Origin of the sequence: Flagellatimonas centrodinii (genome assembly GCF_016918765.2) — a bacterium.
GTDB lineage: Bacteria > Pseudomonadota > Gammaproteobacteria > Nevskiales > Nevskiaceae > Polycyclovorans > Polycyclovorans centrodinii.
On record NZ_CP092104.1, the window covers coordinates 716,047 to 739,605 of the forward strand.

16 protein-coding genes and 4 tRNA genes are annotated in these 23,559 nt (G+C 65.5%); 3 read left to right on the forward strand and 17 right to left on the reverse strand.

Features of this window, described 5'->3' with window-relative positions; translation table 11 throughout:
- Positions 1-119 precede the first annotated feature (119 nt).
- From rpoC to JN531_RS03510, 15 genes are all read right to left on the reverse strand, one after another.
- On the reverse strand, positions 120-4,394 hold the full coding sequence (gene rpoC / locus JN531_RS03440) for a DNA-directed RNA polymerase subunit beta' (RefSeq protein WP_228347460.1): 4,275 nt from the start codon (positions 4,392-4,394) through the stop codon (positions 120-122).
- A gap of 31 nt (positions 4,395-4,425) precedes the next feature.
- The gene (rpoB, locus tag JN531_RS03445; RefSeq protein ID WP_228347461.1) at positions 4,426-8,571 is read right to left on the reverse strand and encodes a DNA-directed RNA polymerase subunit beta; all 4,146 of its coding nucleotides are present in this window, start codon (positions 8,569-8,571) and stop codon (positions 4,426-4,428) included.
- A 170-nt stretch (positions 8,572-8,741) separates the two neighbouring features.
- Positions 8,742-9,116, reverse strand: coding sequence for a 50S ribosomal protein L7/L12 (rplL, locus tag JN531_RS03450; RefSeq protein ID WP_228347462.1), 375 nt, complete (start codon positions 9,114-9,116; stop codon positions 8,742-8,744).
- A 57-nt stretch (positions 9,117-9,173) separates the two neighbouring features.
- Positions 9,174-9,695, reverse strand: a complete 522-nt coding sequence (gene rplJ / locus JN531_RS03455; RefSeq protein WP_228347463.1) for a 50S ribosomal protein L10 — start codon at positions 9,693-9,695, stop codon at positions 9,174-9,176.
- 252 nt (positions 9,696-9,947) lie between these two features.
- Positions 9,948-10,643: a 50S ribosomal protein L1 gene (gene rplA / locus JN531_RS03460; protein WP_228347464.1), complete on the reverse strand. Its 696-nt coding sequence runs from the start codon at positions 10,641-10,643 to the stop codon at positions 9,948-9,950.
- 3 nt (positions 10,644-10,646) lie between these two features.
- The gene (rplK, locus tag JN531_RS03465; protein WP_228347465.1) at positions 10,647-11,075 is read right to left on the reverse strand and encodes a 50S ribosomal protein L11; all 429 of its coding nucleotides are present in this window, start codon (positions 11,073-11,075) and stop codon (positions 10,647-10,649) included.
- Between the two features lie 133 nt (positions 11,076-11,208).
- A complete protein-coding gene (nusG, locus tag JN531_RS03470) occupies positions 11,209-11,742 on the reverse strand; it encodes a transcription termination/antitermination protein NusG (protein WP_228347466.1) in 534 nt (177 codons plus the stop codon).
- 4 nt (positions 11,743-11,746) lie between these two features.
- On the reverse strand, positions 11,747-12,133 hold the full coding sequence (secE, locus tag JN531_RS03475; RefSeq protein ID WP_228347467.1) for a preprotein translocase subunit SecE: 387 nt from the start codon (positions 12,131-12,133) through the stop codon (positions 11,747-11,749).
- Positions 12,134-12,173: 40 nt separating this feature from the next.
- A tRNA-Trp gene (locus JN531_RS03480) sits at positions 12,174-12,249 on the reverse strand.
- Between the two features lie 101 nt (positions 12,250-12,350).
- A complete protein-coding gene (tuf, locus tag JN531_RS03485; RefSeq protein WP_228347456.1) occupies positions 12,351-13,547 on the reverse strand; it encodes an elongation factor Tu in 1,197 nt (398 codons plus the stop codon).
- A 243-nt stretch (positions 13,548-13,790) separates the two neighbouring features.
- A tRNA-Thr gene (locus tag JN531_RS03490) sits at positions 13,791-13,866 on the reverse strand.
- A gap of 28 nt (positions 13,867-13,894) precedes the next feature.
- Positions 13,895-13,968: transfer RNA gene (locus tag JN531_RS03495), tRNA-Gly, on the reverse strand.
- A 47-nt stretch (positions 13,969-14,015) separates the two neighbouring features.
- A tRNA-Tyr gene (locus JN531_RS03500) sits at positions 14,016-14,101 on the reverse strand.
- Between the two features lie 61 nt (positions 14,102-14,162).
- Positions 14,163-16,622, reverse strand: coding sequence for an ATP-dependent helicase HrpB (gene hrpB, locus JN531_RS03505; RefSeq protein WP_228347468.1), 2,460 nt, complete (start codon positions 16,620-16,622; stop codon positions 14,163-14,165).
- Positions 16,619-17,278 (reverse strand): MOSC domain-containing protein, encoded by a 660-nt coding sequence (locus JN531_RS03510; protein ID WP_228347469.1) that lies wholly within the window; start codon positions 17,276-17,278, stop codon positions 16,619-16,621. Before JN531_RS03510 ends, hrpB begins: the two co-directional genes overlap by 4 nt.
- A gap of 36 nt (positions 17,279-17,314) precedes the next feature.
- Here JN531_RS03510 and JN531_RS03515 point away from each other — a divergent pair, with 36 nt between their 5' ends.
- Positions 17,315-18,244: a methyltransferase domain-containing protein gene (locus tag JN531_RS03515; RefSeq protein WP_228347470.1), complete on the forward strand. Its 930-nt coding sequence runs from the start codon at positions 17,315-17,317 to the stop codon at positions 18,242-18,244.
- 13 nt (positions 18,245-18,257) lie between these two features.
- On the opposite strand, the gene JN531_RS03520 is transcribed toward JN531_RS03515, so the two are convergent.
- Positions 18,258-19,619 carry an NAD-dependent succinate-semialdehyde dehydrogenase gene (locus tag JN531_RS03520; protein ID WP_228347471.1) on the reverse strand — a complete coding sequence of 454 codons (1,362 nt, stop codon included), beginning with the start codon at positions 19,617-19,619 and terminating at the stop codon, positions 18,258-18,260.
- Between the two features lie 418 nt (positions 19,620-20,037).
- Between JN531_RS03520 and tesB the strand changes: the two genes are divergently transcribed.
- Positions 20,038-20,919 (forward strand): acyl-CoA thioesterase II, encoded by an 882-nt coding sequence (gene tesB, locus JN531_RS03525; protein WP_228347472.1) that lies wholly within the window; start codon positions 20,038-20,040, stop codon positions 20,917-20,919.
- A complete protein-coding gene (locus JN531_RS03530) occupies positions 20,916-21,854 on the forward strand; it encodes an alpha/beta fold hydrolase (protein WP_228347473.1) in 939 nt (312 codons plus the stop codon). Before tesB ends, JN531_RS03530 begins: the two co-directional genes overlap by 4 nt.
- A 4-nt stretch (positions 21,855-21,858) precedes the next feature.
- Here the strand turns inward: JN531_RS03530 and JN531_RS03535 are convergent, their stop codons facing one another.
- A complete protein-coding gene (locus tag JN531_RS03535; RefSeq protein ID WP_228347474.1) occupies positions 21,859-23,505 on the reverse strand; it encodes a bifunctional helix-turn-helix transcriptional regulator/alpha/beta hydrolase in 1,647 nt (548 codons plus the stop codon).
- Between the last annotated feature and the right edge of the window lie 54 nt (positions 23,506-23,559).

The following is a 23,559-nucleotide window of genomic DNA, read 5'->3' on the forward strand; positions in this document are numbered from 1 at the left end:
GCGCGCATCATAAATGCGGCGCTGGGGCAAGTCAATCCACTTCGATCGACCCGTCCCGGGGTACTGCATTGGATGTCACCCCCGCCCCGGGGGCCAGACGGCCCCGGGGCGGCGGGACATCAATCTTCGCTGTCGCTGCTGCTGTCGGCGGCATCAGCTTCGGGGGCTGCCTCGACGTCGGCGGCGGGCTCGGCGATGCGCGTTACGCGCTCACCGGCCACCGGGTCGAAACTGCCGGAACTCTTGAGGGCGCTGGCCTGCAGGTCCGCCAACAGGCTGCCACCGCGGGCGCGGCGGCGCTGCTCGTGGTAAGCCAGGCCGGTACCGGCAGGGATCAGGCGGCCGACGATGACGTTCTCCTTGAGGCCGCGCAGTTCGTCGCGCGAACCCCGCACCGAGGCCTCCGTGAGCACCCGGGTGGTTTCCTGGAAGGACGCCGCCGAGATGAAGGATTCGGTCGACAGGCTGGCCTTGGTGATCCCCAGCAGCTGGCGATCATAGCGGCAGGGTCGGCCCCCGGTGGACTGCACCTTCTTGTTCTCGGCGAGCACATGGAAGACCTCGACCTGTTCGCCCTGCAGGAAGCGGCTGTCGCCGGGCTCGGCGATCTCCACCTTGCGCAGCATCTGGCGAATGATGGTCTCGATGTGCTTGTCGTTGATCTTCACGCCCTGCAGGCGGTAAACGTCCTGGATCTCCTTGACCAGGTAGTTCGCCAGTGCCGTGACGCCCTGCAACCGCAGGATGTCGTGCGGGCTGGGTTCGCCATCGCTGATCTGCTCGCCCTTTTCGACCGATTCACCCTCGAACACCCGGATGTCGACCCACTTGGGCACCAGGATTTCGACTTCTTCGCCGTCGCCCTGCACGATCTTGATGCGCTGCTTGCCCTTGGTACCGGCACCGAACTTGATGGTGCCGGAGGCCTCGGCCAGCACCGCCGGCTCTTTCGGCTTGCGCGCTTCGAAGAGGTCGGCGACGCGCGGCAGACCGCCGGTGATGTCGCGGCTCTTCGAGGCTTCCTGCGGGATACGGGCGACAATCGTGCCGACCAGAATCTCGTCCTCATTCTCGACCGTGACCACCGCCTTCGGCGGCAGCGCGTAGGACGCCGGGATGTCGGCGCCGGGGAAGCTCAGCTGCTGCCCCTTGGCGTCGACCAGGCGGATCATCGGGCGCAGGTCCTTGCCGGCCGCGCCACGACTCTTCGGGTCGGTGATGACCAGCGTGGTGACGCCGGTCAGCGGGTCCGACTCGCGAACCACGGTCAGGCCTTCCTCGAAATCCTCGAACTTCACGAAGCCGGCGATTTCGGACACGATCGGGTGGGTATGCGGGTCCCACTTCGCAAGCCGCTGCCCGGCCGGGATCTCCTGTCCGTCCTTGACCAGAATGGTGGCGCCGTAGGGAATCTTGTAGCGCTCACGCTCACGGCCGTTGGCATCAATGACGCCGATTTCACCGGAACGCGATACCGCCACCAGCAGGTTGTCCTTGTTGGTGACCGTCTTCAGGTTGTGCACGCGTGCCGTACCGGCAGCCCGCGAATCGACACCGTCGGCCGAGGCCGCCCGGGAGGCCGCACCCCCAACGTGGAAGGTCCGCATGGTCAGCTGGGTGCCGGGCTCACCGATCGACTGCGCCGCAATCACGCCGACGGCTTCACCGATGTTGACGCGATGGCCACGGGCCAGATCACGGCCGTAGCACTTGGCGCAGATCCCGAACGGCAGTTCACAGGTGATCGACGAGCGCACCCAGATTTCATCGACGCTGTTCTGCTCCAGCACGTCGACCCAGGCTTCGTCGAGCAAAGTGCCGGCCTCGATGATCAGATCCTCGGTGCCGGGCTTGTAGACGTCGCGCTGCACCGTGCGGCCGAGCACGCGATCGCGCAACGGTTCCAGCACGTCACCGCCTTCGACGATGGGCATCATCAGCAGGCCCTGGTCGGTGCCGCAATCTTCTGCGGTCACCACCACATCCTGCGCCACGTCCACCAGACGCCGCGTGAGATAGCCGGAGTTGGCCGTCTTCAGCGCGGTGTCGGCCAGACCCTTACGGGCGCCGTGGGTGGAGATGAAGTACTGCAGCACGTTCAGGCCTTCACGGAAGTTGGCCGTGATCGGCGTTTCAATGATGGAGCCGTCCGGCTTGGCCATCAGGCCGCGCATACCGGCCAGCTGACGGATCTGCGCGGCGCTACCACGAGCACCGGAGTCCGCCATCATGAACACGCTGTTGAACGACGGCTGACGCACTTCCTTGCCTTCGCGGTCGATGACCGGCTCGGTGCCGATCTTGGCCATCATCGCCTTGGAGATGTCGTCATTGGCGCGCGACCAGATGTCGACCACGCGGTTGTAACGCTCGCCCTGGGTGGTCAGACCGGCGCTGTACTCGTCGTCGATCTCCTTGACCTTGGCCTGGGCCGCTGCCAGCAGGGCCGGCTTTTCTTCCGGCACCATGATGTCGTCGAGGCAGAAGCTGATACCGGCCCGCGTGGACATGCGGAACCCGGTGTACATCAGCTGGTCGGCGAACACCACGGTGTCCTTGGTGCCGGCCTTGCGGTAGACGTAGTTGATGACCCGCGACACTTCCTTCTTGGTCAGCGTCTTGTTGATCACGGCAAACGGGATGCCGTCGGGGAGGATCTCGGACAGCAGTGCGCGGCCGACGGTGGTTTCCGTCAGACGGAACACCTCTTCGCCACTTTCCTCCTCGAAATCGCGCAGACGCACCTTGATGCGCGCGTGAAGGTGGGCCAGCCCGTTCTCATAGGCGCGGTGGACTTCGGCCACGTCGGAGAAGTTCATGCCTTCGCCGGCAGCGTTCACGCGTTCACGGGAGATCCAGTACAACCCGAGCACCACGTCCTGAGACGGCACGATGATGGGGTCGCCTGAGGCCGGCGAGAGGATGTTGTTGGACGCCATCATCAACACGCGTGCTTCCAGCTGAGCCTCCAGGCTCAGCGGCACGTGCACAGCCATCTGGTCGCCGTCGAAGTCGGCGTTGAAGGCGGTGCAGACCAGCGGGTGCAGGTTGATCGCCTTGCCTTCGATCAGGGTCGGTTCGAACGCCTGGATGCCGAGACGGTGCAGGGTCGGCGCGCGGTTGAGCAGCACCGGGTGTTCCTTGATGCACTCTTCCAGGCAATCCCAGACTTCGGCCTCTTCACGCTCGACCAGCTTCTTGGCGGCCTTGATGGTGGTGGCCAGGCCCTTGCGCTGCAGCAGCGAGAAGACGAAGGGCTTGAACAGTTCCAGCGCCATCTTCTTCGGCAGGCCACACTGGTGCAGCTTCAGGGTCGGGCCGACCACGATGACCGAACGGCCGGAGTAGTCGACGCGCTTGCCGAGCAGATTCTGACGGAACCGCCCCTGCTTGCCCTTGATCATGTCCGACAGCGACTTCAGCGGGCGCTTGTTGGTACCGGTAATCGCACGGCCGCGGCGGCCGTTGTCGATCAGCGCATCGACCGACTCCTGCAGCATGCGCTTCTCGTTGCGCACGATGATGTCCGGGGCGGTCAGCTCCAGCAGCCGCTTCAAGCGGTTGTTGCGGTTGATGACGCGGCGGTACAGGTCGTTCAGGTCGGAGGTGGCGAAGCGGCCGCCATCCAGCGGCACCAGCGGGCGCAGATCCGGCGGCAGCACCGGCAGCACGGTCATCACCATCCATTCCGGACGGTTGTTGGAGGCGATGAAGTACTCGATCAGCTTGAGCCGCTTGCCGAGCTTCTTGATCTTGGTTTCCGAGGTGGTGCCGGTCAGCTCCTCGCGCAGCTTGTTGGCCTCGGACTGCAGGTCGATGCCCTTCAGCAGGTCGTGCACGGCTTCGGCGCCCATCCGGGCATCGAACTCGTCGCCGTACTGCTCCACCGCGTTGAGGTAGTCCTCTTCGGTCAGCAACATGCCGCGGTCGAGCGGCGTCATGCCCGGGTCGACCACGATGTGGGCTTCGAAGTACAACACCCGTTCGATGGCGCGCAGCGGCATGTCCAGCAACAGCCCGATACGGCTCGGCAACGACTTCAGGAACCAGATGTGCGCCACCGGGCTGGCGAGGTCGATGTGGCCCATGCGCTCACGGCGCACCTTGGCCACGGTGACTTCAACGCCGCACTTTTCGCAGACCACGCCGCGATGCTTGAGACGCTTGTACTTGCCGCACAGGCACTCATAGTCCTTGATCGGGCCAAAGATCTTGGCGCAGAACAGGCCATCACGCTCCGGCTTGAAGGTGCGGTAGTTGATGGTTTCCGGCTTCTTCACTTCACCGAAGGACCACGACCGCACCGTCTCGGGTGAGGACAGGCCGATCTTGATGGCGTCGAAATCCTCCGCTTCGTCAGCGGGGCCGCGCAACAGGTTGAACAGTTCTTTCATGCTTGACTCCAGATTTCGTTCGGGGCGCGCTTCAGTTGTTCTGTTCCAGCTCGATATTGAGACCGATCGAGCGGATTTCCTTGACCAGAACGTTGAAGGACTCCGGCATGCCGGCGTGCATGCGGTGGTCGCCATCGACGATGGACTTGTACATGCGGGTGCGTCCGGTGGTGTCGTCGGACTTCACCGTCAGCATTTCCTGCAGCGTGTAGGCGGCACCGTAGGCCTCCAGCGCCCACACTTCCATCTCCCCGAAGCGCTGACCGCCGAACTGCGCCTTGCCCCCCAGCGGCTGCTGCGTGACCAGGGAGTACGGACCGGTGGACCGGGCATGCATCTTGTCGTCCACCAGGTGGTTGAGCTTGAGCATGTACATGTAGCCGACGGTGATCGGCCGGCTGAACAGCTCGCCGGTGCGACCATCGGTGAGCTGGGCCTGGCCATTGGTGGGCAGGTCGGCCAACTCCAGCAGCTGCTTGATCTCAGCCTCGTTGGCACCATCGAACACCGGCGTGGCGATCGGCAGCCCCTGCACCAGGTTGCGGGCAAGTGCGACGATCTCGGCGTCATCGAGCTGCTTGAGGTCGGTCTGGTACTTGCCTTCGCTCTTGTACACCTTGTTGAGGAAGGTGCGAAGTTCACCCACGGCGCGCTGCTGCTGCAGCATGTCGTCGATCTTTTTGCCGATGCCCTTTGCGGCCCAGCCCAGGTGAACCTCGAGCAGCTGCCCGATGTTCATGCGCGAGGGCACGCCCAGCGGGTTGAGCACGATGTCGACCGGCGTGCCGTCCGGCATGTGCGGCATATCCTCGACCGGGACGATCTGTGAGATCACACCCTTGTTGCCGTGACGGCCGGCCATCTTGTCGCCCGGCTGGATGCGGCGACGCACCGCCAGATAGACCTTGACCATCTTCAGCACGCCCGGCGACAGCTCGTCGCCGGCGGTGATCTTGCGCTTCTTGTCTTCGTAGCGCTTGTCGAAGAACGACCGCTGTTCCTTCAACTGCTTGGCCGCCGCTTCCAGCTGGCCCTGCGCATCTTCATCCTGCAGTCGAATCTCGAACCACTTGTCGCGATCCACCGAGCCGAGATAGTCGGCGTCGATCTTGGCGCCCTTCTTCAGCTTGCTGGGGCCGCCATCGGCGACCTTGCCGTCAAGCAGCTTTCCGAGACGGTCATAGATGTCGTCTTCGAAAATGCGCTGCTGGTCGTTCAAGTCCTTGCGCACCGAGGCGAGTTCAGCTTCCTCGATGGCCAGGGCACGCTTGTCCTTCTTGACGCCGTCACGGGTGAATACGCGCACGTCGATGACGGTGCCATCCATGCCGGCGGGAACGCGCAGCGAGGTGTCCTTCACGTCGGACGCCTTCTCGCCGAAGATGGCGCGCAGCAGTTTTTCTTCCGGCGTCAGCTGGGTTTCGCCCTTGGGCGTGACCTTGCCGACCAGGATGTCGCCCGCCTTCACTTCAGCACCGATGTAGACGATGCCCGACTCATCGAGCTTGCGCAGTGCAGCCTCGTTGACATTGGGGATGTCGGCGCTGATGTCCTCCGAGCCCAGCTTGGTTTCGCGGGCGACGCAGGTCATCTCTTCGATATGGATGGTGGTGAAACGGTCTTCCTCGACCACCCGCTCGGAGATGAGGATGGAGTCCTCGAAGTTGTAGCCGTTCCAGGGCATGAAGGCGATGAGCATGTTCTGCCCCAGCGCCAGCTCACCCAGATCGGTGGAGGGGCCATCGGCCACCACGTCACCGCGGGCGACCACGTCGCCCGGCTTCACCACCGGCTTCTGGTTGATGCAGGTGTTCTGGTTTGAGCGCGTGTACTTGACCAGGTTGTAGATGTCGACGCCCGCTTCACCGGCGACGGTTTCGTCGTCGTGCACGCGGATGACGATACGCGAAGCATCGACCTTGTCGACCACGCCGCCGCGCTTGGCGGTGAGGGCGTTGCCGGAGTCGACCGCCACCCGGCGTTCCATGCCGGTGCCGACCAGCGGCTTCTCGGTCTTCAACGTCGGCACCGCCTGACGCTGCATGTTCGAGCCCATCAGCGCACGGTTGGCGTCATCGTGTTCCAGGAACGGAATCAGCGCGGCGGCCACCGACACGATCTGGCGCGGCGACACGTCCATGTACTGGATCTTGTCCGGTGCCATCATGGTGAATTCATTCTGGAACCGCACCGACACCAGTTCGTTGATGAACTGACCCTTGTCATCGAGCTCGGCGTTGGCCTGCGCGATGACATAACGACCTTCTTCGATGGCGGACAGGTACTCGACCTTGTCGGTCACCTTGCCATCGTCGACCCGCCGGTAGGCGGTCTCGAGGAAACCGTAATCGTTGGTCCGCGCATAGCAGGCCAGCGAGTTGATCAGACCGATGTTCGGCCCTTCCGGCGTTTCGATGGGGCAGACGCGGCCGTAATGCGTGGGATGCACGTCGCGCACTTCGAACCCGGCGCGCTCGCGGGTCAGACCGCCCGGCCCGAGGGCGGACACGCGACGCTTGTGCGTCACTTCCGACAGCGGGTTGTTCTGGTCCATGAACTGCGACAGCTGGCTGGACCCGAAGAATTCCTTGATCGCGGCGGCCACCGGCTTGGCGTTGATCAGATCCTGCGGGAACAGGTTGTCGGCCTCGGCCAGCGCCAGACGTTCACGCACGGCGCGCTCGACCCGCACCAGGCCGGTGCGGAACACGTTTTCGGTCATCTCGCCCACCGCGCGAATGCGGCGGTTGCCGAGGTGGTCGATGTCGTCGGTCTGCTGCTCGCCGTTGCGGATGGCGATGATTTCCCGCACCACTTCGATGATGTCGCTGTGATCGGCACCGTAAGTCTTGAACAGGCCCTTGCTGAATTCGTCGTTGAAGTTGGCGAACAGCTTGCCGTCATACACCACGGCCGGCCCTTCAACCGCATCGCGCCGCAGGCGCCGGTTGAACTTCATGCGGCCCACCGCCGACAGGTCGTACTTGTCGGGGCTGGCGAACAGAGTGTTGAACAGCGTTTCGGCGGCGTCCTTGGTGGGCGGCTCGCCGGGGCGCATCATGCGATAGATCTCGACCAGGGCTTCGAGCTTGGTCTTGGTGGGATCAATATTCAGCGTGGTGCTGATATACGGCCCCTTGTCGACGTCGTTGACGTAGAGCACCGGCAGGTCCTTGATCCCCGCAGTGCGCAACTTGGGCAGCAGGTCTTCGCTGATCTCGGTGTTGGCGGCCGCCAGCACCTCACCGGAGTCGGTGTCGATCAGGTCCCGGGCGACGATCTTGCCCAGCAGATAGCTGTCGGGCACATTGAGGCGCTCAAGCCCGGTCTGCTCGATCATCTTGATGTGGCGGGCGGTAATCAGCTTGCCCTGCTCCACCAGCACCTTGCCGTCGGCAACGATGTCGAACTGGGCCTTCTCGCCCTTGAGGCGCTCGGCGATCACGCCGAAGCTGGCACCGTCTTCCTCGAGCTGGAAATGATTCTGCTCGTGGAACAGCGACAGCATTTCCTCGTTGGTGTAACCGAGGGCGCGCAGCACCACGGTCACCGGCAGCTTGCGGCGACGGTCGATACGGGCAAACAGGTTGTCCTTGGGGTCGAACTCGAAATCCAGCCAGGAGCCGCGATAGGGAATGATGCGGGCGCTGTAGAGCAGCTTGCCCGAGCTGTGGGTCTTGCCCTTGTCGTGGTCGAAGAACACGCCGGGTGACCGATGCAGCTGGCTGACGATGACGCGCTCAGTGCCGTTGGTGATGAAGGTGCCATGATCGGTCATCAGCGGGATTTCGCCGAGGTAGACCTCCTGCTCACGGACGTCCTTCACCCGCTTCTCTTTCGATTCGCGGTCGAAGATCACCAGGCGCACTGTCACTTTCAGCGGCGCGGCATAGGTGAGGCCGCGCACCCGGCATTCCTTCTCTTCGAAGACCGGCTCGTCGAGCCGGTACTTCACGAACTCCAGCGCCGCGGCGCCGTTGTACGACACCATCGGAAACACCGACTTGAAGGAGGCCTGCAGGCCGGTGTCGCGACGTTTGGCAGGCTGGGTCTGGGCCTGCAGAAACGTCCGGTAGGAGTCGATCTGCGTCGCCAGGAGGAAGGGAATCTCCAGCGTCTCCTTCAGCTTGCTGAAGTCCTTGCGGATACGCTTTTTCTCGGTGAACGAGTAGGCCATGTCAACCTCGGTAAACAGCGGAAATCAATTCCGGTCAATCAGAAACCGGACATCGGGAATCGCCACCGTCAAAGACGACGATTCCCCATGGCCGGGCGTCACAAACGCGAAAGGCCTGGCCGGGAAACCCGGCCAGGTCTCATGCCGCAATGTGCTGCGACAGCAAGGGCTTACTTGAGTTCGACCTTGCCGCCACCTTCTTCCAACTTCTTCTTCATCTCTTCGGCAGCCGCCTTGTCGACGCCTTCCTTGACCGTCTGCGGAGCGCCTTCGACCAAGTCCTTGGCTTCCTTCAGGCCGAGGCCGGTCAGTTCGCGCACCACCTTGATGACGCCGACCTTCTTGGCCGGGTCGATGCCCGCCAGCACGACGGTGAACTCGGTCTGCTCTTCGGCAGCCGGTGCAGCCGCGCCGGCCGCAGCGGCAACCGCCACCGGGGCAGCGGCGGACACGCCGAACTTGTCTTCCATCATCTTGACGAGGTCAACCACATCCATCACGGACATGTTGGCGATTGCGTCAAGGATTTCTTCTTTCGTTGCCATCTCTAAAAACTCCAAAAAATGTAAAAACCGGAAAGCGTTGGGTACAGAAGTGGACGCTTAGGCGCGGCTGTCGGCCACGGCCTTGACGGCACGTGTGACCTTGGCGGCGGGTTCAGCCAGGGTGCGGACAAACGTGCTGATCGGGGCGTTGAGCATGCCCATGAGCATGCCGATCGCCTGATCCTTGGTGGGCAGCGTTGCCAGACGGTCGATGTCACCGGCCCCGTACAGGGTGCCGCCGACGGCGAGCGCCTTGACCACCAACTTGTCGTTTTCCTTGGCGAAGTCCTTGATGACGCGACCCACTGCACCCGGGTCCTCCATCGAGAACCCGAGAACCAGCGGTCCCACCAGCATCGGCGTCAGGCACTCGAATTCAGTGCCTGCCACCGCGCGCTGGGCGAGCGTGTTCTTGATCACATGCAGGTAAATGCCCTGTTCCCGGGCCTTTGCACGCAGTTCGTCGAACTTGCCCGCCGACAACCCGCGATACTCGGCAGCCACTGCCGAGTGCGCGCGCTGGGCGACGTCGTTCACTTCCGCAACCAGGGCCTTTTTGTCTTGCAGCCTCAATGCCATGAAGAACAATCTCCTGGTGCTTCGTTAACAAACAGCGCTTCCGTCGGGACGACCCTTGTCGGTGTCGGCCTGCCGGAAACGCCACCACGGCGCCCGTCAAGCAATGCTTCCGGTTTCGCCGTCTACGACAGCGGCCTTACGGCCTTTAATGCCCTTGCGGGCCACTGACGGTCTTTGACGGCATGGCCCTTGGCCATACAGCAAAGTTACGTCGTGGCGCCCGCGGCGGACTGCCGCGGGCGCCACCTGATCTCATTCCGGCAAGGTGGACACATCCACGCGGATACCGGGGCCCATCGTCGTCGACAGGGTGACCTTCTTGATGTACTGCCCCTTCGACGTCGCCGGCTTCTGACGGCGGATGTCACGCATCACCGCGGCCAGGTTGTCGATGATCTTGTCGTTGTCAAAGCCGGCGGCGCCGATCGAGCAATGCACGATGCCGGCCTTGTCGGTGCGGTAGCGGGCCTGACCCGATTTGGCATTCTTGACCGCGGTGACCACGTCCGGCGTGACGGTGCCGGTCTTCGGGTTCGGCATCAGGCCGCGGGGGCCGAGCACCTGGCCGAGTCCGCCGACCACGCGCATCGCATCCGGGGAGGCGATCACCACACCGAAGTTGAGGTCGCCATCCTTCATTTTCTGGGCCAGATCGTCCATGCCGACCTCGTCCGCCCCGGCGGCCTTGGCTTCTTCGGCCTTGGCACCCTGGGTGAACACGGCGACGCGAACGGTCTTGCCGTTGCCGTGCGGCAGCACGGTTGAGCCGCGCACGTTCTGGTCCGACTTCTTGGCGTCGATCCCGAGGTTCACGGACAGGTCCACTGATTCGGTGAACTTGGCGGTAGCACACGCCTTCAACAGCTCGACCGCCTGGTCCAGCGGATAGAGCTGGCCCTGGGTGACCTTGCCGGAGAAGGTCTTTTCACGTTTGCTCATCTTTGCCATGGCTTAACCCTCCACCTCGATACCCATCGCGCGGGCGGAGCCGGCGATCATGCGGCACGCCGCTTCCATGCTGCCGGCATTCAGGTCCGGCATCTTCTGCTTGGCGATCTCTTCGACCTGCTGCATGGTGATCTTGCCGACCTTCTTGGTGTTCGGCGTCGGGCTGCCCGACTCGATACCGGCGGCCTTCTTGATCAGCGTCGCCGCGGGGGGCGTCTTGGTGATGAAGGTGAAGGAGCGGTCGGAGTAGACCGTGATCACGACCGGCGTCGGCAGACCCGGCTCGAGCTTCTGCGTGGCAGCGTTGAACTGCTTGCAGAACTCCATGATGTTGACCCCGTTCTGACCGAGCGCGGGGCCCACCGGCGGTGCCGGGTTGGCCTTGCCTGCAGGAATCTGCAGTTTGATGTAGGCCGATACTTTCTTTGCCATGACAACTCCTGAGTGGGTGCAAGCGCCTTGCGGCTCCCCGTGAAATACCGGGAATCGGGAGACGGGAATCGGGAATGGTCAAAAGCGCGAGGCTCCGGACGATTCCCGATTCCCGATTCCCGATTCCCGCCTGTCAGCCTTTCTCCACCTGGGAGAATTCCAGCTCGACGGGCGTTGAACGCCCGAAGATCAGCACCGCCACCCGCAGGCGGGACTTGTCGTAATTGACTTCTTCGACCACGCCACTGAAATCGGCGAACGGACCTTCCTTGACGCGCACCGACTCTCCGGGCTCGAACAGGGTCTTGGGTCGCGGTTTCTCGACCGACTCGGTGACCCGATTGAGAATCTTCTCGGCTTCCTTGTCGGTGATCGGTGCCGGCTTGTCCGGCGTACCGCCGATGAACCCCAGCACTTTCGGCGTCGACTTCACCAAATGCCAGGTCTCTTCGTTCATCTCCATCTGCACCAGCACATAACCGGGGAAGAACTTCCGCTCGGTCATCCGCTTGACGCCATCCTTGATCTCCATCACCTCTTCGGTGGGCACCAGGATGTCGCCGAAATGGGCCTCCAGACCGGCACGGCCAATGCGCTCGCGGAGCGCCTTCATGACGTTGTTCTCGTACTGTGAGTACGCCTGCACCACATACCAGCGCATCGACATGCCGTTACACCCCTCGTCCGGTGAGGAACTGGACGCCCCACAGCAGCAGGGAATCCAGACCCCACAGCAACAGGGCCATGATCAGCACCACCACCGCAATCATCAGGGTGGCCTGCACGCTTTCCTGCTTGGATGGCCACACCACCTTGCGCAGCTCGATGCGGGCGCCGGTGATGTAGCCCCACAGGGCGCGACCCTTGGCGGTCTGGTAGAGCGTAGCCAGCGCAGCGGCGATCGATGCCAACAGCACCAACGCCTTCAGCGCAGGGTTGAGGGTCGCGGCCACCGTGTAGAACGCCACCATTCCGCCGACCAGCAGCAGCGCGGAAACGCCGAGCAGCGCGGTATCGCGCGCCTGGCTGGCGGGGTGTTCGTTATTGTGGGAATCCATTGACGTACCAAGCCCCGAACGTGAGCATATCTGCGCGAAATGGCAGGGCAGGAGGGTTTCGAACCCCCAACCTGCGGTTTTGGAGACCGCCGCTCTACCAGTTGAGCTACTGCCCTGTTGACTGTCCCCCGCCTCTGGATGGAGCGGGATCACCGCGCACAACAAAAACGAAAGGGGCGCGGATTCTAGTGCTCCGCGCCCCTGATGTCAAAACCGCTTAGTCGACGATCTTCGTCACCACGCCGGCGCCGACGGTACGGCCACCTTCGCGGATGGCGAAGCGAACGCCTTCTTCCATCGCGATCGGGTTGATCAGCTCAACCTTCATCTGGATGTTGTCGCCAGGCATCACCATCTCCTGCTCGATCTCCACCGCACCCGTGACATCCGTCGTGCGGAAGTAGAACTGCGGGCGGTAGCCCTTGAAGAACGGCGTGTGACGCCCGCCTTCTTCCTTCGTCAGGATGTACACCTCGCCTTCAAACTTGGCGTGCGGCTTGATCGAACCGGGCTTGCACAGCACCTGACCGCGCTCGATGTCTTCCTTCTTGGTACCGCGAAGCAGAAGACCCACGTTGTCGCCCGCCTGGCCCTGGTCCAGCAGCTTGCGGAACATTTCAACGCCAGTAACGATGGTCTTGGCCGTGTCGCGAATGCCGACAATCTCGACTTCCTCGCCCACCTTCACCACGCCACGCTCGATACGGCCGGTCGCCACGGTGCCGCGGCCCGAGATGGAGAACACGTCTTCCACCGGCAGCAGGAACGGCTTGTCGGTCTCGCGCTGCGGCTCGGGAATCCAGGTGTCCAGCGCGCTGTACAGCTCTTCCAGCTTGCCAATCCACTCGGCATCGCCCTGAATCGCCTTCATCGCCGAACCACGGATCACCGGGGTGTTGTCAGCGTCAAAACCGTACTTGCCCAGCAGGTCGCGCACTTCCATCTCGACCAGGTCGAGAAGCTCAGCGTCGTCCACCAGGTCACACTTGTTCAGCCACACCACGATCTTCGGCACGTTCACCTGCTTGGCCAGCAGCACGTGCTCGCGGGTCTGCGGCATCGGGCCGTCAGACGCCGACACCACCAGAATCGCGCCGTCCATCTGCGCAGCACCGGTGATCATGTTCTTCACGTAGTCCGCGTGACCCGGGCAGTCCACGTGCGCGTAGTGACGCGCTTCCGTTTCATACTCCACGTGCGAGGTCGCGATCGTCAGAATCTTCGTGGAGTCACGACGACCCTGCGATTCCGATGCCTTCGCCACTTCGTCGTACGCCACATACTTGGTGTTGCCGTACTTGTCAGCACTCACCTTGGTCAGCGCAGCCGTCGTCGTCGTCTTGCCGTGGTCAACGTGACCAATCGTCCCAACGTTGACGTGCGGCTTCGTACGCTCAAACTTTTCCTTTGCCATTGCCTCTTACTCTCGACGTCGTGCCCGCGCACGCGGGATCGTAAAAAGGACCGCGGCAGAGGTACTGCCCGGCCCGCGAAAAATGAAACCCGCTACTGCCTACTGCCTACTGCGAATTTGGTGCCCACAATCAGATTCGAACCAATGTTTTGGCCTTCGGCCGAAACATCATGGATGTTGATCCTCTCAAGGAGGTCATCAGTTCCAATCTGATTGCACCACCGGTCCTGCCTACCGCGAATTTGGTGCCCACAATCAGATTCGAACTGATGACCTCACCCTTACCAAGGGTGCGCTCTACCACTAGAGCTATGTGGGCGTCTTTGTTGCCGCTATACCGCTGAATCTGGAGCGGGAGACGGGAATCGAACCCGCGCTATCAGCTTGGAAGGCTGAAGTTCTACCATTGAACTACTCCCGCGCGATCCAACCCCAAACTCCTCACCCCTCTGCTCGCCGGGTGGGATGTGGTGGAGGGAGTAGGATTCGAACCTACGTAGACATAAGTCAGCAGATTTACAGTCTGCCCTCGTTGGCCGCTTGAGTATCCCTCCAGCACTCCACCACCCCGGAGGGCGAAGGAGCCGCGTATTGTGCTGACGTGTCGGTTCGCCGTCAACCGTTTCGGCGAGGTTTTGCGCGTGCCGTCGGCGGCGCCGTCATCGGGTCCTCCGGCCATGGGTGCCGTGGGTAACGCCCCCGCAGATCCTTGCGAACCTCGGCATACCCCCCCTGCCAGAAGCCACCGATATCGGCGGTCACCGCAACCGGCCGCCGCGCAGGCGACAGCAGATGCAGCTGGATCGGGATGCGCCCGTCGCAGACCCGCGGCGATGCCGTGCAGCCGAACATTTCCTGCAGTTTCACCTCCAGCACCGGCGCAACGCCGACCGCGTAGCGCAAGGCATGGCGGTTGCCCGTCGGCACCTCGATGTGGGTGGGCGCCAATCGCTGCAGCGCCTGCTGTCGAGGGTAGTCGAGCAACCCCTCCAGCGCCTGCCCCAATGGAATGCGGGCAAAGTGATCGCGGCGACTGATGCCGTCCAGGTACGGCGAAAGCCACTGCTCCAGCATCGCCAGCAAGGTCTCGTCGTCGACCGCCGGCCAGCCGCCATCCGGCTGCCAGGCGCGCAGACATTCGACCCGCTGCTGCCACTGCCGTGCACGCTCGTCCCAGGGCAGGACTGCCAGCCCCAGCCGGCGGATGCCATGCAGCACCCCGGCCACGCGGATGGCGTCATCCGCGGGCCGCGGCTTGCGCGACAGCACCAGCGCGCCGAAGCGCGTCTGCAACTCGCCGACCACCGCCGCCTCCCGCTCATCCCAGGCGCCGACCACCCGCGTTTCGATCCGATCGGCATGATCGGCAATCAAGTCCGCTTCCATCAGTGGAATCCCGGCCCGCAGGCGCCGCGGTGGGCCGGGGTCCCAATGCGCGGCTGCGATCAGCGGCGCTGTCGCCAAGGGATCGTCTGGCGGCAGGCGCAGCTCACGGCCATCGGCACATTGATAGATGCCACCGCCCCGGGCCCGTCGCAGGGCCACCCGTTCCGGATAGGCCCAGGCCACCAGCCGCGCCAGGTCGCGGGCGTCGACCGCCCCCGCCAATGGCACCTTGATACGTCGCGCCAGCTGTCCTGCCGTCTCGCGCACGCGCCGTCGCGCCGCCGGCTCGCCGCGGCCCGCCACCCAGGTGCTGACCGCCTCGGCCAGATCGAGCCCGGCGGCGCGCTCGTCCAGAGCGGCAATCAGCCATACCGCCTGCGAGGCGAGCCCGGCCGCCTCGGCCTGTCGCAGCAGATGTGCCTGCCGCGGCCCCGCGGGCACCGACAGCAGGGATCGCCCGTAGGCAGTGATGCGGCCATCGTCCCCGCGCGCACCCAAGGCCGTCAGCACCTCGCCGGCATAGTCCCAGGCCGCAGCCGGAGGCGGGTCCAGCAGCGCCGCCGCGCCGACATCAAGGCCCCAGGCCGCCAGCTCCAGCGCGAATCGTGTGAGGTCGACCGACTGGATATCGGGGGTATCGTGCGGCGCCAGCAGCCCCTGACGCTCGGCGCTCCACAGTCGCAGTGCCCGACCGGGCCCGAGCCGCCCGGCCCGACCGGCGCGTTGGTCTGCGGCCGCACGCGAGATCCGTTCCGTCTGCAGCCGATCGGCGCCGCTGCCGAGGTCGAAGCGCGCCACCCTTACCAGGCCACTGTCGACCACCTGGGTGACCCCCTCGACCGTCAGGCTGGTCTGCGCCAGGTTGGTGGCCAGGATGACCTTGCGCCGACCATCATTCAGGGGCCGCAAGGCCGCGTCCTGTGCCTCCGCCGACAGGGCGCCGTACAGCGGGAACACCGCCAGGCCCGATTCGCGCCCGGCCAGCCGCGCGCCGACATCAGCGATTTCCCGGGCACCGGGCAGGAAGGCCAGCACGTCGCCGTCGGCATCCCGCAGGGCCTCCAGCACGCCCGACGTCACCGCCTCGGCCAGCGGCGCCGCGGAGGGTCGGTAGTGGATGTCGACCGGGAACATCCGGCCATCACTGGAGACCACCGGCGCGTCGTCCAGCAGCGCGGCGACCCGTGCGGCATCCAGGGTCGCCGACATCACCAGCACCCGCAGCGCCGGGTTCAGCGCGGCCCGCGCATCCAGCGTCAGCGCCAGTGCCAGCTCGGCTTCCAGGCTGCGCTCGTGGAACTCGTCGAAGATCACCAGACCGACGCCGGGCAGATCGGGGTCGGCCTGCAGGCGCCGCGTCAACAGGCCTTCGGTGAGCACTTCGATACGGGTGCCGGGCCCCACCTTGCGGTCAAACCGGATGTGATAGCCGACGGTCTCCCCGACCCGCTCACCGCATAGCGCCGCCATCCGTGCAGCCGCTGCGCGCGCGGCCACCCGGCGCGGCTCCAGCACCAGGATGGTTCGTCCCGCCAGCCAGTCGGCATCCCGCAGGGCCAAGGGGACGATGGTGGTCTTGCCGGACCCCGGGGGCGCCGTGAGCACCGCGCGTCCGGCGCTTGCCAAAACCCGCTGCAGCGCCGGCAGGACTTCGCACACCGGCAGGTCGGGCAGGGGTGGCACGCTCATGTGTTGTCCCGCAGCCAGGTCGCCCGTTGCTGCAGACGTCGTCGCCAGTCCGGCGCCAACCCCGGGGTGTCGGCCACCCGCAGCAGGGCATCGAGTGCCGGGCGGGCGACCCGCCGCAGGGCCCAGAACGCCTGCAGGCTGACCGGGTCGGCATTGCGTTCGACCCGCTGCAGCAGATCCCCCGGCCGCACCCGGCCGGGTCGACGCACCCGGAAATACCACCCGGCAATGCCCTCGGTCTCGATGTATGCCGCCAACCCGTCGGTGCCGTGGCGGGCGTCGATCTTCCAGCAGGGGCTGCGCGGCTGCGACACCTGCAGTTCGGCGTCGCCAAGAACGAAGACATCGCCAATACACACCGACGCCTCGTCCATGCCCGCGGTGCTGAGGTTTTCACCCATGGCGCCGGCAACCAGGCTGGCGGCCCGCTCGGGAAAACGGAGGCGCAGCCGCCGGTAGTGCTCCACCGGAAACTGATGCACTGCCTTTTCCGGCCCGCCATGGACCCGCCGGTCAGCCTGACAGTCACCCTCCAGGCCCTCCGCGCCGATCCACACCGGCCCCCCGACCGGCAGCTTGAAGATGCCGGTCGGCCGCCCGTCATCGGGCATCGGCCGGACGGTGCCGACATAGAGGGTGGGAACCTGGACTTGCATGCGGTCATTTTCCCGCGAATCGCCGACAATCGTCGGATGAGCGAAATCGAACTGCATCGCAAGCTGCTTGGCGACACCGGCCGCAACCGCGCGTTCCATGCGGCGCTGAAGTCGGTGATCGCGCCCGGCCGTACCACCGTGGCCGACCTTGGTGCCGGCACCGGCTTCCTGTCGTTCCTGGCACGGCAACTCGGCGCTCGCGAGTGCTGGCTGGTCGAGTACAGCGAGGCGCTGGACCTGGCGCGGCAACTCGCCAAAGCCAACGGCATCACCGGCCTGCACTTCATCGAGGGGCATTCCGGCGAGATCGACAACCCGCCCAAGGCCGACGTGGTGGTGTCGGAAACACTCGGCAACTACGCCCTCGAAGAGGGCCTGCTGGAAACCCTGATCGACGCCCGCCGCTATCTGCGCCCCGGTGGCACCGTCCTGCCACAGGGGCTGCAGCAGTTCGTGGCGCCGGTGACCGACCCCGGCCTGCAGCGCGAGATCGATATCTGGGGTGACGTCGGCTTCGACCTCGACCTGTCGCGAGCACGCGAGATCAGCCTCAACAACCTGTATGTCCGCAGCATTCGCCCCGACCAGTTGGGCGCCACCGGCCGCTGCTGGGAGACGCTCGACTTCAGGCCGACCGCCGCCGCGCCCGCCAGCCGTCGCACCGCCACGGTGCAGATCGACGGCCTGGTCGGCACCGTCCATGGCCTGGCCCTGTGGTGGGTCTGCACGCTGGTGCCGGGGACCGCGATCAGCACCGCACCCGACGCCCCGCCCACCCATTGGGAGCAGATCTACCTGCCGCTGCTGCAGGCACTGCCCCTGTCACCGGGCGATCATCTCGAGGTGACGCTCACCAGCGACACCCGTCCCGACGTGGGGCTGCGGGTGCAGTGGCAGGTGCGCCACTGGCGCGGCGACCAGCGGCTGTCGTCTCAGCAGCTCGACAGTTTCAAGGGGCGGCTCTAGGAGCCTGGCCCGTTCAGGCACGCATCAGGGCGCGGACGTTGACGAACTCCAGCAGCCCGTGACGCGACAGCTCGCGTCCGTAGCCGCTGTGGCCGATGCCACCGAACGGTAGCCGCGGGTCGGACACCACGCCACGGTTGATGCCCACCGCGCCACTGCGCAGCTGCCGGGCAAAGCGCTCGGCCAGCAGGGCATCAGCCGAGAACACCGCGCCGCCAAGGCCATACGGTGTGCCATTGGCCACCTTCAGTGCGGCATCGGCATCCGCCACCTCGATCAGACTGGCCACCGGGCCGAACAGCTCGTCGTCCCACGCCGGCGCACCGGGGCCGACATCGGTGAGCAGGGTGACCGGGTAGAAGCTGCCCGGGCCGTCCGGACAGACACCACCCATCACCACCCGCGCACCTGCCGCGCGGCTGGCCTCGACCTGTCGGTGGAGTTCGTCGCGCAGGTCGTGGCGTGCCATCGGGCCGATCGTGGTGGCCGGGTTGAGGGGGTCACCCACGGTCTCGGCCGCCAGCCGCGCCACCACCGCCGCCTCGAACGCGGGTCGCGCCGCTGCCGTGACGATCCAGCGCTTGGCGGCAATACAGCTCTGGCCCCCGTTGACGAAACGGGCGCTCACACACGCCGCCGCCGCACGTTCGATGTCCGCATCGTCCAGCACCACATAGGCGTCGCTGCCACCAAGTTCCAGCACGCACTTCTTCAGCGCCTGCCCGGCTGCTGCCGCCACCGCCCGCCCGGCGCGAACGCTGCCGGTGAGCGACACCGCCTGGACCCGGGGGTCGGCAATCACCCGAGCTGTCGCGTCAAGGTCGATCACCAGCGGCGTGTAGCGCCCCTCGCCAAGCCCCGCCCGGTCGAACAGGGCCGCCAGCGCCAGCGCCGTGCCGGTGACGTTGGGCGCGTGCTTGAGGACCACGGTATTCCCGGCCATCAAGGTCGGCGCGGCAAACCGCAACACCTGCCACAGCGGGTAGTTCCACGGCATGATGCCGAGGATCACCCCCAACGGGGCGTGCGCCACAGTAGCGCTGCCGCTGTCGACGGTGACGGCCTCGTCCGCCAACCAGGCCTCGGCGCGCTCGGCGTAGAAGCGGCACACCAGCGCAGACTTGCGCGCCTCCGCCTCGCCCTGCGCCAGCGGCTTGCCCATCTCCAGCGCCATCTGCCGCGCCAGCGCCGGCGCCTCCGCCTCCAGCAGCTCGGCCAGGCGGTTCACGGCGGCAGCGCGATCAGCGAACGACTGCCGAGCCCAGCCGGCCTGCGCCCGGGTTGCCTGTGTCAGGGCCGCGTCAAGCGCTGCGGCATCGAGGCAGGGGTAGGTGGACAGGGCCTCGCCGGTAGCGGGGTTGAGGGTCTGAATCATGGGACAACTCCGGAGGTCTGATGTTCGAGATCGCTGAGGTACGACAGCGCATGGTCGCGGTTGTGCCCACACATTGTCGGCTCCGGCCGTAGTTGCCGACAGACCGCCGGACGACGCGGATCACCGAACAGGGCACAGTCGAGGTCGACCGACAGGTGTGGGCAGCGCATGCCTGCCGGTTTGCCGCCCGGCAGGCCCGGCATTGGCGACGAGATCGACGGCGCGATGCAGCAGGCGCCGCAGCCCGGACGGCAGGCATGCCCCGCCCTAGGCTGGCCGTCGGTCCCGCTTGCACCGATAATCACGCTCTCCACTGGTACCTCCTTCAGCACGCGTCGGGCCTGATAACACGAATTCGATCGTCGCAGTAGTGTTGACCGACCCTCCAGAAACCGCGCGCCGCCCGACCGGAATCCGCATGAACCCCTGCCTCAAAGATCTGCTTGATCAGCTCGATCTGGAAACACTCGAAGTCAATCTGTTCCGCGGGGTATCCCGGGATCTCGGCGGCCGCAGCGTGTTCGGCGGCCAGGTGGTGGGCCAGGCACTGGTGGCTGCCACGCGGACAGTGGAAGGGCGCATCCCGCACTCGCTGCATGCCTACTTCCTGCTGCCGGGCGACATGGAAGCGCCCATCGTCTACGAAGTCGACCGCATTCGCGATGGCAAGAGTTTCTCCGCCCGGCGGATTCAGGCGATCCAGCACGGCCGCCCGATTCTGTCGATGATCGCCTCGTTTCATGTCCCGGAGCCCGGGCTCGAACACGCAGTGCCGATGCCCGACGTTCCCCCTCCGGAATCCCTCAAATCCATCAGCGAGCTGAAGCGCGACTGGTTTGACTCGGTGCCCGAGGTGCATCCGCGCATCGTCGAATCGCTGGATCGCCCGGTTGCGGTCGAATTTCGTCCCGTTTATCCGTGGAATCCGCTGAAGCCGGTCCGTACCGAGCCGCGCCAGGCGATCTGGTTCAAGGTCACCGACCCGGTGCCCGATGACGCCAACCTGCACCGCTGCCTGCTGGCCTACGCCAGCGACTTCAACCTTATCGGCACCGCCCTGCGACCCCATGACCGCAGCTGGTTCTCACCCGACATGATTGTCGCCAGTCTCGATCATGCGGTCTGGTTTCACCGAGAAGGTCGGGTCGACGACTGGCTGCTCTACGCCATGGAGTCCCCCAGCAGCCAGGCCGCCCGTGGCATGACCCGTGGGCAGATTTTCAGCCGGGACGGCACCCTGCTGGCCAGCGTCGCCCAGGAAGGCCTGATGCGGCAGGTTCCCGAAGGAGACAAACGATGAAAAAAGTCCTGATCGCGCTGATCCTCGTCGGGGTGGCAGCCGTCGGCAGCCTGTTCGCGTGGATGCAGCTCGACCCCCAGGGCGCTTACACGCGTCTCGGCGCCCTGGAACGCGGGGCCGCCGGGCTGACCGCACACCAACTGACGATCCCCGGCTTCGACGTCGCCTATCTCAAAGGCGGCGACGGTCCGCCCCTGGTGCTGGTCCATGGCTTTGGCGCCGACAAGGACAACTTCACCCGGGTCGCCAAGGGCCTGACCCCGCACTACACGGTCTATGCCATCGACCTGCCCGGATTCGGAGAATCGAGCAAACCGCTGGAGGCCCGTTACGGGATCCGCGAACAGACCGAACGGCTGGGGCAGATCATGGATGCCCTCAAGCTGCGTTCGGCCCATCTCGGCGGTTCCAGCATGGGCGGATGGATCATCGCTGCCTTCTCCGTGCTCTACCCGGAGCGGGCCGACAGTCTGTGGCTGCTGGCCGCCGCCGGGACTGCCACCGCAGAGGAGAGTGAGCTGCGCCGGGTCTACCGTGAGACCGGCGAACTGAAACTGGTGGCGGAAACGCCGGAAGACTTCGCGACCATCATGGACATGGTGTTTGCGCAACCACCGTTCATCCCCGGGCCCATCAAAACCGTGCTGGGGGAACGTGCCGCGGCCAACCACACCCTTCACGCCCGCATCTTCGAAACCCTGAACACCGAAGCCTTCTGGGTGGAGCCGCAGTTGGCCGGCAACCCGGTCCCTGCCCTCATCGTCTGGGGCGACGCCGACCGCGTGCTGGATGTCTCCGGCGCGGCCGTCTATGCCCGATTGCTGCCGAATAGCGAGGTAAGGATCCTCCCCGGCATCGGCCACCTGCCCATGCTGGAGGCGCCGTCACAGGTGGCCGATGACTACCTCGCCTGGCGGGCCACGCTGCAGCCCTGATGCGCTACAACGCCTGCACCCAGGCCTCGGCATGGGTGTAAGCCAGCAGTTGCTGCGCCTGGTCGATCCAGGTCACGCGGGTGCCCGGCCGCCCGCGGTAACAGGCCTCGACCCATTCCCGGCGGATGATGGGGTCGGCCGTGCCATGAATGACATGCACCGGAGTCTGATGGTCCAGGGCTGACGACCAGTCGCTGCACTGCAGAACGACTTCCCGGACGAACTGGTCCGGCCCTGCTTCCGCGGCCAGCCGCACCCCCTGCTCGAGCACCGACATCACTGCAGGATCTGACAGTGCCTCGAGATCTGCGCCCGGCTGCCGGTAGGCCAGGGCCAGCCCGGCCATGGACCCCTCGCGCAGCGCCGCCGCGGCGCCCAGGCGGGCCAGCGGTTTCAGCAGCTGCGGCGAGCGCCCCGCCAGACGCGCCCACAGTCGGCGCATCGGCGGGAGTTGCTCGTGCAATGCGGGTGCAGCGAGGGGCACACAGCCGGCCACCACCACCACTTCCGTGAGCCGCTGCGGACAGCGCTGCGCGAGCGCATGGGCGTAGATCGCCCCGACCACATTCCCCACCACGCGCACCTCACCGGCGTCCACGCTTTCGAGGAGCGCCTGCAACCGCGAGGTGGCCTCGGGCACCAGGGGGCCGTCCGCCGCTGGGCTGCCGCCGTAGCCGGGTCGCGACGGCAGCAGCAACCGCCAGCCCTCACGCCGCGCCCGGGCCACCAGCGAAGCCGGCACCACCGGCCCCAGTAGCGCCGTATGCAGAAACAGCAGCACCGGCCCCCGCGCCGGACCGATCATCCGGTAGTGCAGACCCGCGACGACGCCTTCACGCCATGCCACCTCGTCCGCCGTGTCGCCTGCCTCCGCCGTCGGCAATGGCGTCAGCTCCCCCAGCAACGCCAGGCTCACCACCAGTTTGATCAGGGTGTTCTGAGAGCCGGCCCCGGTCTTGGCCAGCACGCTCTTGAGCTGCGTGCGCACGGTATGCACCGAGCGACCGCGCTGCTCTGCGTACTCCGAGGTGGTCAGCCCCTGGACCAGACCTTCCACCAGCCCCAGCTCCGCCTGCGTCAGCTGAAAGGCGCTGGCAAGCCCGACGCGCAGACCCTCCCCCCATCGCAGATCCACCAGACGCAGCAACAAGCGATCGGGGGTTTCGGGAAGACGCTGCAGCACCCCCAGCGGCGCGGTCGGCGCCAAGGGCAGTGGCCCCAGGACACACAAGGGGGCGCCCGCATCCGCCTGCCGCAGCCAGTCGCGGACGCGGGACGCTGCCGGCCCCGGCGGCAACAACCCGTCCAGGTCACCGGTCGCCATCGGCAGCAAGGCACAGGCCGCAGCATTCATCGACAGCACCCGCCCCCGGGGGTCGAGGAGCAGGGCGCCGCAGGGCTGCCGATTCAACAGTGCAGTATCCGGGTCCGAATCGGGGGCGTGTGGGCTGATGCGCAGCGCCAGCGCCGAAGCGCGCTCCAGATGGCCTGCCAGCAGATCGCCCAGGGCGTGCCACTGTTCGGCCGACACCCGGTCCAGCACGTCCAGCAAACGCTGGTAGCGATCCGCGGCATCCAGGGCGCCATAGATGGCGGTGATCAACGCGTCTGCATCCCCCAAAGGGGGCGCCAGGTGCGAACCAGTGCTCATTTCGTACAGCCCTTACCCCAGGTGGTGCATGCCCGGTCAGGGCTATCGCACGCA

Bases quoted from the DNA above. Each gene is read 5' to 3' on its own strand.
- rpoC (WP_228347460.1), bottom strand. From the start codon at position 4,394: ATGAAAGAACTGTTCAACCTGTTGCGCGGCCCCGCTGACGAAGCGGAG.
- rpoB (WP_228347461.1), bottom strand. From the start codon at position 8,571: ATGGCCTACTCGTTCACCGAGAAAAAGCGTATCCGCAAGGACTTCAGC.
- rplL (WP_228347462.1), bottom strand. From the start codon at position 9,116: ATGGCAACGAAAGAAGAAATCCTTGACGCAATCGCCAACATGTCCGTG.
- rplJ (WP_228347463.1), bottom strand. From the start codon at position 9,695: ATGGCATTGAGGCTGCAAGACAAAAAGGCCCTGGTTGCGGAAGTGAAC.
- rplA (WP_228347464.1), bottom strand. From the start codon at position 10,643: ATGGCAAAGATGAGCAAACGTGAAAAGACCTTCTCCGGCAAGGTCACC.
- rplK (WP_228347465.1), bottom strand. From the start codon at position 11,075: ATGGCAAAGAAAGTATCGGCCTACATCAAACTGCAGATTCCTGCAGGC.
- nusG (WP_228347466.1), bottom strand. From the start codon at position 11,742: ATGTCGATGCGCTGGTATGTGGTGCAGGCGTACTCACAGTACGAGAAC.
- secE (WP_228347467.1), bottom strand. From the start codon at position 12,133: ATGGATTCCCACAATAACGAACACCCCGCCAGCCAGGCGCGCGATACC.
- tuf (WP_228347456.1), bottom strand. From the start codon at position 13,547: ATGGCAAAGGAAAAGTTTGAGCGTACGAAGCCGCACGTCAACGTTGGG.
- hrpB (WP_228347468.1), bottom strand. From the start codon at position 16,622: ATGAGCGTGCCACCCCTGCCCGACCTGCCGGTGTGCGAAGTCCTGCCG.
- JN531_RS03510 (WP_228347469.1), bottom strand. From the start codon at position 17,278: ATGCAAGTCCAGGTTCCCACCCTCTATGTCGGCACCGTCCGGCCGATG.
- JN531_RS03515 (WP_228347470.1), top strand. From the start codon at position 17,315: ATGAGCGAAATCGAACTGCATCGCAAGCTGCTTGGCGACACCGGCCGC.
- JN531_RS03520 (WP_228347471.1), bottom strand. From the start codon at position 19,619: ATGATTCAGACCCTCAACCCCGCTACCGGCGAGGCCCTGTCCACCTAC.
- tesB (WP_228347472.1), top strand. From the start codon at position 20,038: ATGAACCCCTGCCTCAAAGATCTGCTTGATCAGCTCGATCTGGAAACA.
- JN531_RS03530 (WP_228347473.1), top strand. From the start codon at position 20,916: ATGAAAAAAGTCCTGATCGCGCTGATCCTCGTCGGGGTGGCAGCCGTC.
- JN531_RS03535 (WP_228347474.1), bottom strand. From the start codon at position 23,505: ATGAGCACTGGTTCGCACCTGGCGCCCCCTTTGGGGGATGCAGACGCG.